Source organism: Dokdonella koreensis DS-123 (genome assembly GCF_001632775.1).
In the GTDB taxonomy this organism is placed as follows: Bacteria; Pseudomonadota; Gammaproteobacteria; order Xanthomonadales; family Rhodanobacteraceae; genus Dokdonella; species Dokdonella koreensis.
Genome location: NZ_CP015249.1, coordinates 1,913,316 through 1,929,252, shown reverse-complemented (window position 1 = coordinate 1,929,252; position 15,937 = coordinate 1,913,316). Strand labels below are relative to the sequence as shown.

Here is a 15,937-nt window from a genome sequence, read left to right as displayed (position 1 = left end):
GGATCGAGCCTCTTCGCGGCCGCGGCACGGCCGGGCTTCGGGCACGCCGACACGCCACGGCCGGCGCGGCCCGGGCAATGCCCGCTTCGCGCGCGGCCCGCCCGGGGATCGATCACACGGTCTAGGGATGAGCCGGACCCACGCGGTAGCATCTGCGACCTGCCCGCTCCCTGGAGTCCGTGTCATGCGCTTCCTGCACAGCATGCTCCGCGTCCGCGATCTCGACGAGTCGCTGGACTTCTACTGCACTACGCTCGGCCTGGTCGAGACCCGGCGCGTCGAGAATCCGGCCGGCCGCTTCACGCTGGTCTTTCTGGCCGCCCCCGGCGACCAGGGGCGCGGCGAGATCGAGCTGACCTGGAACTGGGACGCGGAGGACTACGGCGAGGCGCGCAACTTCGGCCATCTCGCCTTCGAGGTGGAGGACATCCATGCCGTCTGCCGGCAGCTGGCCGCTGCCGGCGTCACGATCAACCGGCCACCGCGCGACGGCCGCATGGCCTTCATCCGTTCGCCCGACCGGATCTCGATCGAGCTGCTGCAGAAGGGCCCGGCCCTGACGCCGATCGAACCGTGGCTGTCGATGCCGAACACCGGGCACTGGTAGCGGCCGAACCGGGTCCGCGACCTGCGCGACGCCGGCGATCGGCGCGCGCCGCCGCTACGTGCCGTTTGGGCCTCAGTGCTTGGGCGTGAACAGGTCCAGTCGCGAGCCGTCGGGCAGGCGCACGTCGAGCTGGCCGGCCATCTCATTGAGCGCGAGCACCCGCGGGCACAGGGCCTCCGCGCGCCGCTCCAGGTCGGCGCTGCTCTTCTCGACCGCCTGCTCGACACCCTTCTCGATCGCCTCGGCACGCGCCTCCAGTTCCGCCGCCGCGGCCTCGTCGCCGGTGAACGCGATCTTCAGCGCCTGCGTGGTGACGTTGCCGACCAGATCGCCGATCAGTCCGGCCACGGCGGTCTCGACCAGGCGTTCGACCTCCGCATCGCTCCAGTCCTGGCCGGCGTCGATCCGGCGCCCGAGGTCGGCAGCCAGCCGCTGCATGCGCATCGCCTTGGCCCGGGCGTCGGCCGGATCGCTGGCGAACGCGGCATTGACCTGGGTCACCGCATCGAACGCGACGCCGATCGCCTGGCGCGCGATCGCCTTGACCTCGGGCAGCAGGTCGCGGACACCACGCTCGTAGTCGCGCACGCGCTGGCGGTCGGCGGCGCTCAGGGCCACGTCACTGCCGTCGACACGCAAACGGCCGTCGGCGAGGACGATCTCGGCCGGCTGGGCGCCGCTGCGCGAGAACACCAGTTGCTGCGGCTCCACGCGCAGCGAATAGCCGCTGTGCAGGTCGCAGACGCTGATGTCGGCCGAAGCCGCCGGCGCCAGCAGCGACGCCGCCAGCACCAGCGAAGCCAGGAACAGGGTACGGATGGACATGGGTGGCTCCTCGGGTCGGGTAGCGCCTTGGATGCCGACGATGCCCGATCGGTTTAAGCGGCGAATGTGCAATCGGCCAGGATGACCTTCGGCACGGGCCGGCGTGCGCCGCGCCGCCGGCAGGCTGTCGAGAAACAGCCTGCCAGTGCGAGCCAGGGGAGGATCGCTACCGAATCGATCGCACAAGCGATCGATTCGGGGAGAAGGTGCGCAAGCTCTGCTTGCGCCGTTCGATTGGGGAACGGGCAGCAGCCCGTTCTCAACACGCTGTTAGAGCGTGATCGCGTTCGGCGGATGCCCGGCGCTGGGGCCGTGACCGAGGGCCGCCAGGACGTTGTCCGCGGCCATCGCCACCATCGCGCGCCGCGTGGCCAGGCTGGCACTGGCGATGTGCGGCGTCAGCACGACGTTGCCTGCGGCGAGCAGGCCCGGATGCACGGCCGGCTCGCCCTCGAAGACGTCGAGCGCGGCACCGGCCAGCCGGCCGCCGGCGAGCGCCGCGGCCAGTGCGGCATCGTCGACGACGCCGCCGCGCGCGATGTTGACGAGGAAGGCCGTCGGCTTCATGCGCGCCAGGGCGGCCGCATCGATCCGGTGGCGGGTCGCCGGCGTATACGGCAGGGCCACCACGAGGTGGTCCGACTCGCGCAGCAGCGTCTCGAAGTCCACCCAGCGCGCCCCGCAGGCCTGCTCGAGGTCGGCCGCCAGCGCCTGCCGGTTGTGGTAGAGCACCGGCATGCGGAAGCCGAGCGCGCGCCGGGCGATCGCCTGGCCGATCCGGCCCATCCCGAGGATGCCGAGCGTGGCGCCGTGCGCGTCGGTGCCGAGCAGGCGATCGAACGACCAGCGCTGCCAGTGGCCTTCGCGCAACCAGCGTTCGGCCTCGGTGACCCGCCGCGCCGCGCCGAGCAGCAGCGCGAACGCGAAGTCGGCGACGGTCTCGGTCAGCACGTCGGGGGTATTGGTGGCGACGATGCCGGCCGCATGCAGGGCGGCGAGGTCGAGGTTGTCGTAGCCGACGCCGACGTTGGCGACCAGCTTGAGCCGGCCGGCGCCCGCGATCGCGGCGGCATCGACGCGTTCGCCGATCGTGACGATCGCGGCGTCGGCCTCGCGCAGGCCGGCCGCCATGTCCGCAGCGCTGCGCACGCCCTCGACCGGCTCGACGATCAGCTCGGCATGGGCGGCGAGCGGCGCCAGCGCCTCGGCGAACAGCGGCTGGGCGACCCAGATCCGCGGCCGCCGAGGGTTCACGCCCGGCTTCCCGGCACGCGTGGCGCGACCTCGCCCACATCGCCGCACTGCGCCCGGTGCCGCAGCGCCTGGTCGATCAGCACCAGCGCCACCATCGCCTCGGCGATCGGCGTGGCCCGGATGCCGACGCAGGGGTCGTGGCGGCCGATCGTGCGCACCTGCACCGGCTCGCCGGCCAGGTTCACGCTGCGGCCCGGCACCAGGATGCTGGAGGTCGGCTTCAACGCGATCGACGCGACGACCGGCTGGCCGCTGGCGATGCCGCCGAGGATGCCGCCGGCATGATTGGACAGGAAGCCTTCCGGCGTGATCTCGTCGCGGTGCTGCGTGCCGGTCTGCGCGACGGCCGCGAAGCCGGCACCGATCTCCACGCCCTTGACCGCGTTGATCGACATCAGCGCGGAGGCCAGCTCCGCGTCGAGCTTGCCGTACACCGGCTCGCCCCAGCCGACGGGCACGCCGTCGGCCACCACCGTCACCCGCGCCCCGACCGAATCGCCGGCCTTGCGTAGCGCGTCGACGTAGCCTTCCAGCTCGGCGACCATGTCCGGGTCGGGCCAGAAGAACGGATTGTCCTCGACCGCGTCCCAGTCGAACCGGCGCGGCACCAGGGCACCGATCTGCGCGAGATGGCCGCGCACGCGCACACCGTAGCGCTCGGCCAGCCACTTCTTCGCGATCACCGCCGCGGCGACGCGCATCGTCGTCTCGCGCGCCGACGAGCGGCCGCCGCCGCGCGGGTCGCGGATGCCGTACTTGTGCCAGTAGGTGTAGTCCGCATGGCCGGGCCGGAAGGTCTCGGTCAGCTCGCGGTAGTCCTTCGAGCGCGCATCGGTGTTGCGGATCAGCAAACCGATCGGCGTCCCGGTGGTGCGGCCTTCGTAGACGCCCGAGAGGATCTCGACCTCGTCGGCCTCGCGACGCTGCGAGGTATGCCGCGAGCGCCCGGTCGCCCGCCGGTCCAGGTCGGCGCGGAAGTCCTCCGGCGCGATCGCCAGCCCGGGCGGGCAGCCGTCCACGACGCAGCCGATCGCCGGCCCGTGGCTCTCGCCGAACGTCGTGACCGTGAACAGCGTGCCGAAGGCGTTGGCGGCCACGGTCAGCCCCGCGCGGACGCCGCGCTGGCGATGGCGTCGGCGTGCTCGACCAGGTCGGCCCGGTCGAGCAGGAAGACGCCCATCGCGCCGACGTTGAATTCGATCCAGTTGAACGGCACCTGCGGCAGCAGCGCGACGAGCGCGTGCTCGCTTTCGCCCACCTCGACGATCAGCACACCCTCGTCGGTCAGGTGATCGGCCGCCTCGGCCAGGATGCGCAGCGCGAAATCCAGGCCGTCGCCGCCGGCGGTCAGTCCCAGCGCGGGCTCGTGGGCGTACTCGGCGGGCAGCTCCGCGAACTCCTGCTCGGTGACGTACGGGGGATTGCTGACGATCAGGTCGTAGCGCTCGCCGGCGACCGCGCCGAACAGGTCCGATCGCAGCGCGCGCACGCGCGGCCCGACGTGATGGAACGCGATGTTCTCGGCAGCCAGCGCCAGCGCGTCGTCGCTGACGTCGATCAGGTCCACCTGCCAGTCCGGATGGTGCACGGCCATCGCGATGCCGATGCAGCCCGACCCCGTGCAAAGATCGAGCGCGCGCTCCACGGCGCGGTCGTCCAGCCACGGCGAGAAGCCGCTGCGGATCATCTCGGCGATCGGCGAACGCGGCACCAGGGCCCGCGGATCGGACTTGAACTTGAGGTCGGCGAACCAGGCCTCGCCGGTCAGGTAGGCCACCGGTGCGCGCTCGGCGATGCGCCGCTCGACCAGCGCCAGCACGGCGGCGCGTTCCCCGGCCGTCAGCTTGGCCTGGCCGTAGGCCGGCGACAGGTCCGGTGGCAGGTGCAGCACGTGCAGGACCAGGTGCGTCGCTTCGTCCAGCGCGTTGTCGTAGCTGTGGCCGAAGGTCAGGCCGGCGGCCCCGAAGCGGCTGGCGCCATAGCGGATGAAGTCGACGATGGTCGCGAGTTCGGCGGTCATTGACGAAGCGGGGTGCGTTGGAAGGTCGCACAGTATAGGGGGTGGCGCCCGCTATAATCGCGTGATGACCGCCCAACGCCACGCCGGACGCCTGTCCGTTTCGACCCTGATCGTGCTCGCCGCCGTGGCCGCCGCGGTCGGCCTCTGGGCCGGCAGCCGCTGGCTGGGCGCGGAGGCCGCGCGCGACCTGCCGCCGCTGCGCAATGCCCTGCTCTATCCGCAGCCGCGCCAGGTACCGGCCTTCACGCTGCACACGCCCGACGGCGCGACGCTGACGCCGGCCGACTGGCGCGGCCGCTGGACCGTGGTGTTCTTCGGCTTCACCCATTGCCCGGACATCTGTCCGACCACGATGGCCACCTTAAAGCGGGTCTGGGATCGGCTCGGGACCGAAGGCCGTACCGACCGCGCACGCTTCGATTTCGTCTCGGTCGACCCGGAGCGCGACACGCCCGAGATCCTGGCGCGCTATGTCGGCTATTTCAGCCCCGACTTCGTCGCCGCCACCGGCAGCGACGAGCAGCTCACGCTGCTGACGCGCGGGCTCGGCATGATCTACGCCCGCGGCCCGCTCGAGAACGGCACCTACTCGGTGGATCACAGCGCCTCGGCCGTGATCGTCAATCCGGAGGGTCACGTCGTCGGCCTGTTCCGTCCGCCGTTCGAGGCCGACGCGATCGCGGCCGACCTCGCCACCCTGATGGACCACGCCCGATGAGCTTCTCCCTGCTCGTGCAGCACCTGCTGCCGCACCGCCTGCTGTCGCGCCTGGTCTACTGGGCCACCCGCTGGGAGCTGGCTCCCTGGAAGGACTTCCTGATCGGCCAGATCACGCGCCGCTACGCGGTGGACATGAGCGAGACCGAACAGCCCGACCCCTTCGCCTACCCCCACTTCAATGCGTTCTTCACGCGCGCGCTGAAAGCCGGCGCGCGCTCGTTCGACGCTCCCGCCGACGCCCTGCTGTGTCCGGCCGACGGGCGGGTCAGCCAGGCCGGCCTCATCGCCGACGGGCGCATCCTGCAGGCCAAGGGGCAGTCCTACACGGCCGGCGAACTGCTCGGCGACGAACTGTCCGCGGCGCCGTACCGCGACGGGCGCTTCGCCACGGTCTATCTCGCACCGCGGGACTACCATCGCGTCCACATGCCGCTGTCCGGCACCCTGCGCGAGACCGTCCACGTTCCCGGCCGCCTGTTCAGCGTGGCGCCGTTCGCCGTCGCCGGCATCCCGCGCCTGTTCGCGCGCAACGAGCGCCTGGTCTGCCATTTCGACGGCGACAAGGGTCCGTTCGTGGTGGTGCTGGTCGGCGCCATGCTGGTGTCGAGCGTGACCACGGTGTGGAACGGCCTGGAGATCCCGCCCTATGCGTCCCGGCCGATCCGTCGCGACTGGCGCGGCCGCGGCCTGCACCTGCCGCGCGGCGCCGAACTGGGACGCTTCAACATGGGATCGACCGTGATCGTCCTGCTGCCGCCGGGGCCGGCGCTCGACGCCGGCTTGCAGCCGCTCGTGGCGGTGCGCGTCGGCCAGCCGATCGGCCGGTTCGACTAGCCGGCGCCGCGATCCGGCGACCTGGCAGCCCCCGGCGCAGGGACGGCGGGGTGGATCGACCGCCGCCCCGAACCGGCCGCTCCAGGCCGATGCGCGGCCCGAATATCGTGTCCTCGACCGTACCTGCGGTTTGCGCGTCAAATTGTGACGATTGCTGACATTTTGTGACTTGATCAACAGCCACTCGCAGGCGACGCGAGCTAGAATTCCGCCCGGCCGCAGGGGTATGTCCGGCCTGTCAACGGGAGTTCTTCATGCGTCTCGTGATCCGCATCATCGCCCTAAGCCGCGCCACCCAGCTTCGCCGGCAGTTCCGTGAAGTCGACAAGGCGATCGAAGAACTGACGCCCAACGCCCGCAAGCAGCTGGCCGCACTGACGATGCGGGAGTTCTCGGCGGCCAGCAAGAGCGAGTTCCCGCACCTGTACGCCACGCCGGCCGAGGACAAGTACCGTCCCTGGGGCGCCGGCACCGAGATCGGCCTGGAGCGCATGCGCTCGGAGAATCCCCAGGTCCGCATGCGCGGCATCGCGCTGTGGCTGACCGTGGCCTACCACGAGACCAAGGATTCGCCGTTCGAGCGCCAGCAGGAAATGCACCGCCTGGTGCTGCGCGCCCTGCGCGCGCTGAAGGAAACCGTGCCGCCGGCCGAACTGAACCAGTGGTTCGGCGCCGGCGCCAAGGTCGCCTGACCGCCGTCACCACGCGCCATGCGGCGGCCGGTGACCGGCCGCCATCAGCGCCTCACCGGCTCGAACAGCCCGGCAACTGCAAGGTCTGCCCTGCACGGATCGCGTAATGCGGCGGCCGGATGCCGTTGGCGCGGGCGATGTCACCCGGCGTGCCGCATCCCGTGCGCCGGGCGATGGCGGCCAGCGTATCGCCCTTGCGGACCGTGTAGTTGCGCTGCTGCGTGCGCGCCGTCGCGCGGGCGGTCTCGCGCGCCGCGGCCGCGACCGCCCGGGCCGGGACGGCAGCGTCGCGCAGCTCACCGGCCAGGGTGCGCCAGGGTCCGGTCTCGCAGCTGGCGGCATAGACGGCTTCGAGCTGGACCGGGACCTCCAGCCGTGTACCGGGCGGCTGGCGCTGCTGCGGATCGAAGCGCGGGTTGAGGTTGCGCAGCGTGCGGAACCAGCCCTCCGGCGCGCCGCCGGACTGGCCGAGGCAGACCGTCAGCTCGTTGATCGACGCCGGATGCTTCAGCACGATCTCGCCGGGCCGGCCGTCGATCCGCGGGAACTCCAGGTTGTAGCGGTCCGGATGCAGGAACAGCCAGGCGGCCGCCAGCACCATCGGCACGTAGTCGCGCGTCTCCACCGGCAGGGTCGCGTAGAGCTTGGGGTCCCAGAAGCTGGCACTCGGGCTGCCGCCCGCCAGGCGCCGCATCCGCCCTTCCCCACCGTTGTAGGCCGCCAGCACCAGCTCCAGATTGTTGTTCAGGGCGGCCAGTTGCTCGTTGATGTAGGCCGCGTTGGCGCGCGCCGACAGCCCCGGATCGAAGCGCTGGTCGAACCCGTCGACCGTGGTCATGCCGAAACGCAGGCCGGTCGCGTACATGAACTGCAGCGGCCCGGACGCGCCCGACCGGGACACGGCGTGGACCTTGCCGCCCGACTCCTTGGCCATGATGCCGAACAGCACCGCCTCCGGCAGGCCGGCCTTGTGGTACTCGGGCCACATCCGGTAGCGCATGTACTGGTAGTTGACGTAGGCGGCGACCAGGTTCGGGCGGTACTGGGTCAGCCACTGCTCGATCGCCGCCTTGACGGTGCTGTTGACCGCGATGACCTCGGCCAGCTCGCGCCCCTTCAGCAGGGTGATCGAACGCTCCAGCTCCGGCAGCGCCGCAACGACCGGCGAGGACTCGCCCGGCCCCGGCACCGGCTCGCCAGGCGCGTCGCCGACGCTGCCGCCGTCGGCGATCGGCTCGGCATCGACGAGGCCGTCCACATGCAGGCGCAGCAGGCGGTCGAAGGTCGAATCGAAGCGATCACGCTCGCAGCCGGGCGTGCGGCTGCACAGCGCGCTGGCCGCGCGCAGGTCGTCCAGCGCCGCCAACGTCTCGGTGCGCGCGCGCTCGGTTTCGCCGTCGCGCGCAGCGGCCAAGCCCGCCTCGTAGCGGCGGCCGTCGGCTTCCAGTCGCGCATACAGCGCGTCGACGCCGGTTTCGTTGACCTTGCCCGGCACGCTGCTGCCGCTGCGCGGGGAAGTGCCGGCACAGCCGGCGGCAACGGCCAGTGCGGCGACGATCGAGATTCGGATCGGCAGGATCATCGGTGGACTCCGGCGTAGGATCGCGCAACGTTACCGGCCGACGCCGGTGCCGGCAACCGCCGACGCCGGCGCGCCGCGACGCCGATCGCCACCGGCCGGTTCGACCGGCACCGCTTGCGACTACAATCGCCCGGTCCGCGCCCGCCATCCGAAGGAAACCCGACGTGAGCCAGATCCTGATCGGCAAAGGAGAGACGGAGGTCTTTCTCGAGACCCCGTACGCCAATCGCCACGGCCTGATCGCCGGCGCCACCGGCACCGGCAAGTCGGTGACGCTGATGCTGTTGGCCGAAGGCTTCAGCAAGCTCGGCGTGCCGGTCTTCCTGGCCGACGTCAAGGGCGACCTGGCCGGTCTCTGCCAGGCCGGCCAGATGAACGACAAGCTCAAGGCGCGGCTGGACAAGTTCGGCTTCGAATGGACCCCCACCGCCAATCCGGTGGTGTTCTGGGACATCTACGGCAAGCTCGGCCACCCGGTGCGCGCGACGGTCTCGGAAATGGGGCCGACCCTGCTGGCACGGCTGCTCGAACTCAACGACACGCAGTCGGGCGTGCTCGAAGTGATCTTCAAGGCCGCCGACGACCAGGGCCTGCTGCTGCTCGACCTCAAGGACCTGCGTGCGATCCTGGGCTACGCCGCCGAGAACGCCAAGGCGATCTCGCAGCAGTACGGCCTGATCGGCACCGCCTCCATCGCGGCGATCCAGCGCGCGCTGCTGTCGCTGGAACAGGCCGGCGGCGAGTCGTTCTTCGGCGAGCCCGCGCTGGAACTGGCCGATTTCATGCGCCAGGACATGAGCGGCCGCGGCATCGTCAACGTGCTGGCCGCCGACCAGTTGATCCTCAAGCCGAAGCTGTACTCGACCTTCCTGCTGTGGCTGCTCTCGGAACTGTTCGAGAAGCTGCCCGAGGCCGGCGACCTCGACAAGCCCAAGCTGGTGTTCTTCTTCGACGAGGCGCACCTGCTGTTCGACGATGCGCCGGCCTCGCTGGTGCAGCGCATCGAGCAGGTCGTGCGCCTGATCCGCTCCAAGGGCGTAGGCGTCTACTTCTGCTCGCAGAACCCCGACGACGTGCCGCCGGTGATCCTCGGCCAGCTCGGCAACCGCGTGCAGCATGCCCTGCGCGCGTTCACGCCGCGCGACCAGAAGGCGGTCAAGGCCGCCGCCGAGACCTTCCCCCCGAATCCGAAGATCAAGGTCGCCGAAGCGATCACCCAGCTCGGCGTCGGCGAGGCGCTGGTCTCCACCCTGCACGCCGGCGGCGTACCGACGCCGGTCGAGCGCGCCTTCATCGCCTCGCCCGGCTGCCGCATCGGCACGATCGACGAGGCCGAGCGGGCCACGGTGCGCTCACGCTCCCCGGTCGGCGGCAAGTACGACACCGCCGTAGACCGCGAGTCGGCCTTCGAGCTGCTGGCCCGGCGCGCCGAGGAGGCCGCCGCGACCGAAGCACCGGACGCGACCACGGCCAAGCGCGCCGGCAAGCCCGACGAAGAGCGCGGCTGGATGGACGCGATCAAGGACGCGGTGCTCGGCACCAAGCGCCGCCAGGGCATCCTCGAGACGATGAGCAAGACGGCCGCGCGCAACGTGGCCGGCCAGATCGGCCGCCAGATCGGCGGCGCCAACGGCGCCAAGATCCTGCGCGGCGTGCTCGGCTCGATCATGAAGCGCTGATGCCCGGCCTGAAGCGGCAGCCGGCACCCGCCCTGCCGGAGCCGTCGCCATGAGCCGCTGGCGACCGGCGGCAGCGCCGTCGACCGCCGTCATCACGGCGGAGGGGCATCGCCGGCTGCGCGAGCAGCTGGACCTGCTGTGGCGCGTGCGGCGACCGGAGGTCGTCACCGCATTGGCGGCCGCCGCGGCCGAAGGCGACCGTTCGGAAAACGCCGAGTACACCTACCGCAAGAAGCAGCTCGGCGAGATCGACCGGCGGCTGCGCTACCTGACCAAGCGCCTCGAATCGCTGAAGGTCGTTGATGCGATGCCGGCCGATACCGGCGCGGTGTATTTCGGCGCCTGGATTCTGGTGGACGACGAGGACGGCGAAAGCCGCCGCTACCGCATCGTCGGTCCCGACGAGACCGATCCGCAACGCGGCTGGATCAGCCTCGATTCGCCGCTGGCGCGGGCGGCGCTCGGCAAGCGCGAGGGTGATGCATTCGAGGTGCAGCTGCCGGCGGGGCCGGCGCGCTTCGAGATCGCCCAGATCCGCTACGACGCACCCTCGGGCGACTGACCGGCGGCCAGCCGCCAGTCGGCCAGCTCGCGCAGCACCGTCGTGGCGTAGGCACCCGACTCCAGCGCGAAGGCGACGGCCAGGGTCGTCGCATCCTCCCAGGACCATTCCAGATCGGCGACGCGCAGGCGCAGCGCTCGGCGCTCCTGCTCCAGTCCAGCCTGCGCCAGACCATCGGCCAGTGCCGGATCGGCCGCGGCGATCGACGCTTCCAGCGCCTGCACGTCCGCTTCGCTGCGCAAGGCGCCACGCCCCCACAGCGGTCCGGTCGGGTGGATGTCGCCGCTCGCCAGCCGTTCCGCCAGTGTGGCGTCGAACGCAAGCGGGCCGAAGATCGCGTGGGAACCATCGAGCATCCAGACCTCGCCCGGCACCGCGCGATCCCAGTTGCCGGCATCCACGCGCCGGCCCAGCAGGCGATTGAACAGCACCGACCGCGCCGCCGACAACGCGAAGCCGCGCAGGTGGCGCGGCAGGCGCTGCCCGGCGAAGAGCTGCCGCGCCAGCACGAGGTTGTCACCGTCGCGACCGAAGCGCTGCTCGCCGAAGTAGTTGGGTACTCCATGCGTCGCGATCGCGGCGATGCGCGCGCCTGCCAGGTCGCGGTCGCCGCCCACTTCGCGCAGGCGCAGCCGGAAGCGGTTGCCGCGATGCGCGCCGCGCTTGAGCTTGCGATCGTGGCGCACAGCCTCGAGCACGCGCACGCCCGGGATCGCCAGCGCGGACCAATCCGGGTCGGCGCGTCCCGGCAGGTGCAGCGACAGCCACTGGCGTGTCACCGCATGGCGGTCCTTGAGACCGGCATAGCCGACGCCCACCGGGGCCACACCGGCGAACGCGCCGAGCTGCTGGGCGACCCAGTCGGTGTTCGCGCCGGTCTTCTCGACGTGGACGAAGAGATGCTCGCCACTGCCGGCCGGCTCGAAGCCGAGCCGCTCCTCGACCACGAAATCGGCCGGCTCCACGCGCAGGGCGCCGGTCAGCACCGGCCCGCCGTGGGCATAGGGCGAGGATTCCATCAGGCGTCCGGCTCGACGCGGGCGACCAGCTCGCGCAGCGCCGGCGGATCGGCCGGCTCGACCGCGATCGCCGGACGCCGGCGTTCGAGCAGGACCACCGCGAACGCGGCGATGCCCTCGCCGCGCCCGGTGAAGCCGAGCTGTTCGGTGGTGGTCGCCTTGACGCTGACGTCACCGACCGCGCATCCCATGTCGGCGGCGAGGTTCTCGCGCATCGCCTGCGCATGCGGGCCGATCCGCGGCCGCTCGCAGACCACGGTCAGGTCGGCATTGGCCAGCGCGTAGCCGTGTTCGATCATCAGGGCCGCGCAGTGCAGCAGGAAATGACGGCTGCCCACATCCTTCCAGCGCGGGTCGGTCGGCGGGAAATGGCGGCCGATGTCACCGAGCGCCAGGGCGCCGAGCAATGCGTCGCACAGCGCGTGGATCACCACGTCGCCGTCCGAATGCGCGACCAGGCCGTGCGTGTGCGGCACGCGCACGCCGCCGAGCATGACGTAGTCGCCCGCACCGAATGCGTGGACGTCGAAACCCTGGCCGATGCGCATGCGCTCTCCGTTCGCTTCAGGACACCGTGGCCGAGGCGTCGCGCGCCATCCGCCGCAGCAGGAACTCGGCCAGCACTCGGTCCGCCGGCGTGGTCACCTTGATGTTGTCGTCGGCTCCCTCGACCAGCAGCGGCCGGAAGCCCAGGCGCTCCATCGCCATTGCCTCGTCGGTCGCCTCGATCCCGGCGGCACGCGCCGCGGCGAGCGCCGCCGACAGGTCGCCCCGACGGAACAGCTGCGGCGTGAACGCGCGCCAGCGTGCATCGCGCGGTTCGGTCGCGCCGACCCGTTGCTCGCCGTCGGCGCGCTTGAGCGTGTCGCGCAGCGGTGCGGCCAGCAGCCCGCCCCCGGCCGGTACGCCCAGGTCGATCAGCCGCTCGATGTCAGCGGCGCGCACGCAGGGGCGCGCCGCATCGTGCACGAGCACGAAATCGTCCGACCGCACCGAATCGGGCAGCGCCGCGAGGCCGGCCAGCACTGAATCGGCCCGGGCCGTGCCCCCGGTCGCCGTGCGCAGCGGCGTCCCGGCCGGCTTGTCGAGGTCCGGCCAATACGGGTCCGCCTCCGCGAGCACGACCAGCAGCCCGGCAATGCGCGGCTGCGCGGCCAGCCGCTCGAGCGTCCAGGCCAGCAATGGCCGGCCGTCGATCGGCACGTACTGCTTGGGGACCTCGCCACCGAAACGCAGGCCGCGCCCGGCGGCGACCACCACGCACCAGCAGGCGACCTGCGCGGCCGCGGTCACTTGCGCTCGCCCGGCTTCGGGCCGGCCGGTTCCACCACGTGATAGAAGGTCTCGCCGGGCTTGATGAGGCCCAGCTCCGAACGCGCGCGTTCCTCGACCGCCGCATTCCCGTGCTTGAGGTCCTCCACGTCCGCCGCCAAGGCGTCGTTGCGCGCCTTGAGCTTCTCGTTCTCGGCCCTCTGCTCGGCGATGCGCGCCTCGAGCGTCCAGATGTCGCGCATGCCGCCCTGCCCGGTCCACAGCTTGACCTGTAGCGCGATCAGCGCAATCAGCAGCAGCAGGGCGGCGTAGCGCAGCACGACGGCGTATCAGCGAAAGTCCGGCAGGTTCGGGAAGGCATCCCGGCCGGCATAGCGCGCTGCCGCACCGAGGGCTTCCTCGATGCGCAGCAGCTGGTTGTACTTGGCGACGCGGTCCGAGCGGCACAACGACCCGGTCTTGATCTGGGTGGCCGTCGTCGCGACCGAGAGATCCGCGATCGTGGTGTCCTCGGTCTCGCCCGAGCGATGCGAGACGACCGCAGCGTACTTCGCCGCATCGGCCATCGCGATGGCGTCGAGCGTTTCGGTCAACGTGCCGATCTGGTTGACCTTGATGAGGATCGCGTTGGCGATGTGCCGGTCGATGCCTTCCTTGAGGATCGCCGTATTGGTGACGAACAGGTCGTCGCCGACCAGCTGCACGGTCCGGCCGATCTTCTCGGTCAGCAGTTTCCAGCCGTCCCAGTCACCCTCGGCCATGCCGTCCTCGATCGTCAGGATCGGGTACTTGGCGCTCCAGCCGGCCAGGAAATCGGCGAACTGCTCCGGGCTGAGCACCTTGCCCTCGCCTTCCAGGTGGTACGCCCCGTCCTTGTAGAACTCGGAACTGGCGACGTCGAGGCCGAGCCAGATGTCCTTGCCGACCGCATAGCCGGCCTTGGTGACGGCTTCGAGGATCGTCTCGACCGCTTCCTCGTTCGAGCGCAGGTTCGGTGCGAAGCCGCCCTCGTCGCCGACCGCGGTGGAAAGGCCGCGGCCCTTCAGCACGGTCTTGAGCGCGTGGAAGATCTCGGTACCGGCACGCAGCGCCTCGGCGAAGCTCGGCAGGCCGACCGGCAGCACCATGAACTCCTGCATGTCGACGTTGTTGTCGGCATGCGCGCCGCCGTTGACGATGTTCATCATCGGCACCGGCAGGCGTGCCGCACGGTCGCCGGCCAGGTACTTCCACAGCGGCAGCCGCCGCGACGCCGCGACGGCATGCGCGTTCGCCAGCGACACGCCGAGCAGGGCATTGGCACCGAGGCGGCCCTTGTTCGGGGTGCCGTCGAGCGCGATCAGCTTGGCGTCCAGCCCGCGCTGGTCGTCCGCATCGAAACCCGCGAGCGCCTCGGCGATCGCCGTGTTGACGTTGGCGACGGCGTTCTTCACGCCCTTGCCGAGATAGCGTCCCTTGTCGCCGTCGCGCAGCTCGACTGCCTCGCGCGAACCGGTCGATGCGCCGGACGGCACCGCGGCACGGCCGAACGAGCCGTCGGCCAGCGTGACTTCGGCCTCCAGCGTGGGATTGCCGCGCGAATCGAGGATTTCACGGGCGTGGACGTGTTTGATGAGCATCAGAAAAAGGTTCCAGGACGGTGATGAAGATTCATTCGAAACCGTGGGCAAAGATCGACTCACCCACGCCAGCGAAGATGTATACCGCACCGGTGCCCCGAGGCACGCCCTCGACTACCGGTCCGAGCTGATCGCCCACGATCACGTCGCCTCCGACCACGGCGAAAGTCAGTCCATTGCCGTAGGCCTCCGGATCCGACAGGACGTGCGTACGAACGACACGTGGCTCACTGAGCGGTGCCGAATAGAAGGTACGGAAGGTGTCGCTGCCGATCACCATCGTCGATGCGCTGCAAGCGAGGCTCCGACCAAACCAACGATCAGCCTGAGTCAAGACGGCGGGAGCGGGCCGATTGGAGCTCCATTGCGACGGGTCACCCTCGAAGATGTCCACGCGCCCGCCCCATCCCACAGGAACCGAGGAGGCCGTGATCGCCACCGTCGAGACAGCCAGGCGTTGACCGCACAGCGCTACGGCATTGCCAAACCAAGCGCCTTGTCCGACCGAAGACGTGATCAGCGAGAGATGTGTCCACTCGTCGCCGACGGGCGCGAACACGGAAACCGCCCCATAGGCCGCGCCGGGGCGGGCTAGCGGATCGCTCGTCACCAGCCAGCGGCTGCTCGCCGCGAGCGCCTTTCCGAACTGGGTCGACGAATAAGGCGGAAGAAGCGCGTGCGGCGAAACCCAAGACCCGTTCTCACGGCGAAAATCATAGAGCTGGCGATGGGTGATATCGCCTTCGCCGGACATTCGCACGAGACCGACCAGCAGCGAGTTCTCAGAAACGGCCAGATGGTGGATGTACCCGGCGCTACCGGGAGCCGGCGAATCCAGCCGTTGGTCGAACACCCAGCCATCGGCAGCACGCCGGTACACGTCGATGTAGTTCGGCCAGCCCGTCACCTGGGTGTTCCGGTTCGCCACTGCCAGCCAGGAGTCGCCCATCGCGAGTCGATACCCGTAGGAATCCGTATCCGTCGACACGAGATGCTGCGTCAATCGCCATTGCCCACCGGAACGTCGGTAGATCGAAACGTACCCGTCGCCAGCCGGCGCAGAAACGGCCAGTTCGCGTTCGTTGGCCGCAATCGCTTCTCCGAAGCCGTGGCTGGCATACCCGGCGGGCGGCTCCGGCAGCAGCTTCTGGTACTGCGCCAAGGCCGCTTCAGGTGACAGCATCAACGAGGTTGCCAGCAGCAGCCCGCGCATCATCCCCGTACTCAACGTCGTCATGAGCCTACCCCCATC

The 15,937-nt window shown here is 70.5% G+C and carries 16 protein-coding genes and 1 pseudogene; 6 read left to right on the top strand and 11 right to left on the bottom strand.

Annotation, left to right across the window (positions count from 1 at the left end):
• Nucleotides 1-184 precede the first annotated feature (184 nt).
• Nucleotides 185-607 carry a VOC family protein gene (locus tag I596_RS07745; protein WP_067646080.1) on the top strand — a complete coding sequence of 141 codons (423 nt, stop codon included), beginning with the start codon at nt 185-187 and terminating at the stop codon, nt 605-607.
• A gap of 72 nt (nt 608-679) precedes the next feature.
• Here the strand turns inward: I596_RS07745 and I596_RS07740 are convergent, their stop codons facing one another.
• The 4 genes from I596_RS07740 to prmB form a co-directional block, all read right to left on the bottom strand.
• Nucleotides 680-1,432, bottom strand: a complete 753-nt coding sequence (locus I596_RS07740; RefSeq protein WP_067646078.1) for a DUF2884 family protein — start codon at nt 1,430-1,432, stop codon at nt 680-682.
• A gap of 270 nt (nt 1,433-1,702) precedes the next feature.
• On the bottom strand, nt 1,703-2,686 hold the full coding sequence (locus I596_RS07735) for a 2-hydroxyacid dehydrogenase (protein WP_067646076.1): 984 nt from the start codon (nt 2,684-2,686) through the stop codon (nt 1,703-1,705).
• Nucleotides 2,683-3,783, bottom strand: a complete 1,101-nt coding sequence (aroC, locus tag I596_RS07730) for a chorismate synthase (protein ID WP_067646074.1) — start codon at nt 3,781-3,783, stop codon at nt 2,683-2,685. Before aroC ends, I596_RS07735 begins: the two co-directional genes overlap by 4 nt.
• Nucleotides 3,784-3,785: 2 nt before the next feature.
• Nucleotides 3,786-4,706, bottom strand: a complete 921-nt coding sequence (gene prmB / locus I596_RS07725) for a 50S ribosomal protein L3 N(5)-glutamine methyltransferase (RefSeq protein WP_067646072.1) — start codon at nt 4,704-4,706, stop codon at nt 3,786-3,788.
• 64 nt (nt 4,707-4,770) lie between these two features.
• On the opposite strand from prmB, the gene I596_RS07720 reads away from it, so the two are divergent.
• From I596_RS07720 to I596_RS07710, 3 genes are all read left to right on the top strand, one after another.
• Complete coding sequence (locus tag I596_RS07720; protein WP_067646070.1) at nt 4,771-5,424, top strand: SCO family protein; 654 nt, start codon at nt 4,771-4,773, stop codon at nt 5,422-5,424.
• On the top strand, nt 5,421-6,260 hold the full coding sequence (asd, locus tag I596_RS07715) for an archaetidylserine decarboxylase (RefSeq protein WP_067646068.1): 840 nt from the start codon (nt 5,421-5,423) through the stop codon (nt 6,258-6,260). Before I596_RS07720 ends, asd begins: the two co-directional genes overlap by 4 nt.
• 254 nt (nt 6,261-6,514) lie before the next feature.
• Nucleotides 6,515-6,952, top strand: coding sequence for a hypothetical protein (locus I596_RS07710; protein WP_067646066.1), 438 nt, complete (start codon nt 6,515-6,517; stop codon nt 6,950-6,952).
• 52 nt (nt 6,953-7,004) lie between these two features.
• Here the strand turns inward: I596_RS07710 and I596_RS07705 are convergent, their stop codons facing one another.
• Nucleotides 7,005-8,534 carry a transglycosylase SLT domain-containing protein gene (locus I596_RS07705; protein ID WP_083965447.1) on the bottom strand — a complete coding sequence of 510 codons (1,530 nt, stop codon included), beginning with the start codon at nt 8,532-8,534 and terminating at the stop codon, nt 7,005-7,007.
• A 164-nt stretch (nt 8,535-8,698) separates the two neighbouring features.
• Here I596_RS07705 and I596_RS07700 point away from each other — a divergent pair, with 164 nt between their 5' ends.
• Nucleotides 8,699-10,213, top strand: coding sequence for a helicase HerA-like domain-containing protein (locus I596_RS07700; protein WP_067646065.1), 1,515 nt, complete (start codon nt 8,699-8,701; stop codon nt 10,211-10,213).
• Between the two features lie 49 nt (nt 10,214-10,262).
• Complete coding sequence (greB, locus tag I596_RS07695) at nt 10,263-10,775, top strand: transcription elongation factor GreB (protein WP_067646063.1); 513 nt, start codon at nt 10,263-10,265, stop codon at nt 10,773-10,775.
• On the opposite strand, the gene truD is transcribed toward greB, so the two are convergent.
• From truD to I596_RS07665, 6 genes and pseudogenes are all read right to left on the bottom strand, one after another.
• Complete coding sequence (gene truD, locus I596_RS07690) at nt 10,751-11,794, bottom strand: tRNA pseudouridine(13) synthase TruD (RefSeq protein ID WP_067646061.1); 1,044 nt, start codon at nt 11,792-11,794, stop codon at nt 10,751-10,753. The genes greB and truD overlap by 25 nt on opposite strands.
• Before the next feature lie 80 nt (nt 11,795-11,874).
• Nucleotides 11,875-12,342 (bottom strand): annotated as a pseudogene (ispF, locus tag I596_RS07685) (2-C-methyl-D-erythritol 2,4-cyclodiphosphate synthase); the annotation flags it as partial.
• 16 nt (nt 12,343-12,358) lie between these two features.
• Nucleotides 12,359-13,087: a 2-C-methyl-D-erythritol 4-phosphate cytidylyltransferase gene (gene ispD / locus I596_RS07680; protein ID WP_067646059.1), complete on the bottom strand. Its 729-nt coding sequence runs from the start codon at nt 13,085-13,087 to the stop codon at nt 12,359-12,361.
• Nucleotides 13,084-13,386, bottom strand: a complete 303-nt coding sequence (gene ftsB, locus I596_RS07675; protein ID WP_067646057.1) for a cell division protein FtsB — start codon at nt 13,384-13,386, stop codon at nt 13,084-13,086. Before ftsB ends, ispD begins: the two co-directional genes overlap by 4 nt.
• 9 nt (nt 13,387-13,395) lie before the next feature.
• The gene (gene eno / locus I596_RS07670; RefSeq protein WP_067646055.1) at nt 13,396-14,685 is read right to left on the bottom strand and encodes a phosphopyruvate hydratase; all 1,290 of its coding nucleotides are present in this window, start codon (nt 14,683-14,685) and stop codon (nt 13,396-13,398) included.
• A gap of 31 nt (nt 14,686-14,716) precedes the next feature.
• Nucleotides 14,717-15,922, bottom strand: a complete 1,206-nt coding sequence (locus I596_RS07665; protein ID WP_067646053.1) for a hypothetical protein — start codon at nt 15,920-15,922, stop codon at nt 14,717-14,719.
• Nucleotides 15,923-15,937 lie beyond the last annotated feature (15 nt).

Bases quoted from the DNA above. Each gene is read 5' to 3' on its own strand.
- eno (WP_067646055.1), bottom strand. From the start codon at position 14,685: ATGCTCATCAAACACGTCCACGCCCGTGAAATCCTCGATTCGCGCGGC.
- truD (WP_067646061.1), bottom strand. From the start codon at position 11,794: ATGGAATCCTCGCCCTATGCCCACGGCGGGCCGGTGCTGACCGGCGCC.
- I596_RS07740 (WP_067646078.1), bottom strand. From the start codon at position 1,432: ATGTCCATCCGTACCCTGTTCCTGGCTTCGCTGGTGCTGGCGGCGTCG.
- asd (WP_067646068.1), top strand. From the start codon at position 5,421: ATGAGCTTCTCCCTGCTCGTGCAGCACCTGCTGCCGCACCGCCTGCTG.
- I596_RS07705 (WP_083965447.1), bottom strand. From the start codon at position 8,534: ATGATCCTGCCGATCCGAATCTCGATCGTCGCCGCACTGGCCGTTGCC.
- I596_RS07710 (WP_067646066.1), top strand. From the start codon at position 6,515: ATGCGTCTCGTGATCCGCATCATCGCCCTAAGCCGCGCCACCCAGCTT.
- prmB (WP_067646072.1), bottom strand. From the start codon at position 4,706: ATGACCGCCGAACTCGCGACCATCGTCGACTTCATCCGCTATGGCGCC.
- I596_RS07665 (WP_067646053.1), bottom strand. From the start codon at position 15,922: ATGACGACGTTGAGTACGGGGATGATGCGCGGGCTGCTGCTGGCAACC.
- greB (WP_067646063.1), top strand. From the start codon at position 10,263: ATGAGCCGCTGGCGACCGGCGGCAGCGCCGTCGACCGCCGTCATCACG.
- I596_RS07720 (WP_067646070.1), top strand. From the start codon at position 4,771: ATGACCGCCCAACGCCACGCCGGACGCCTGTCCGTTTCGACCCTGATC.
- I596_RS07745 (WP_067646080.1), top strand. From the start codon at position 185: ATGCGCTTCCTGCACAGCATGCTCCGCGTCCGCGATCTCGACGAGTCG.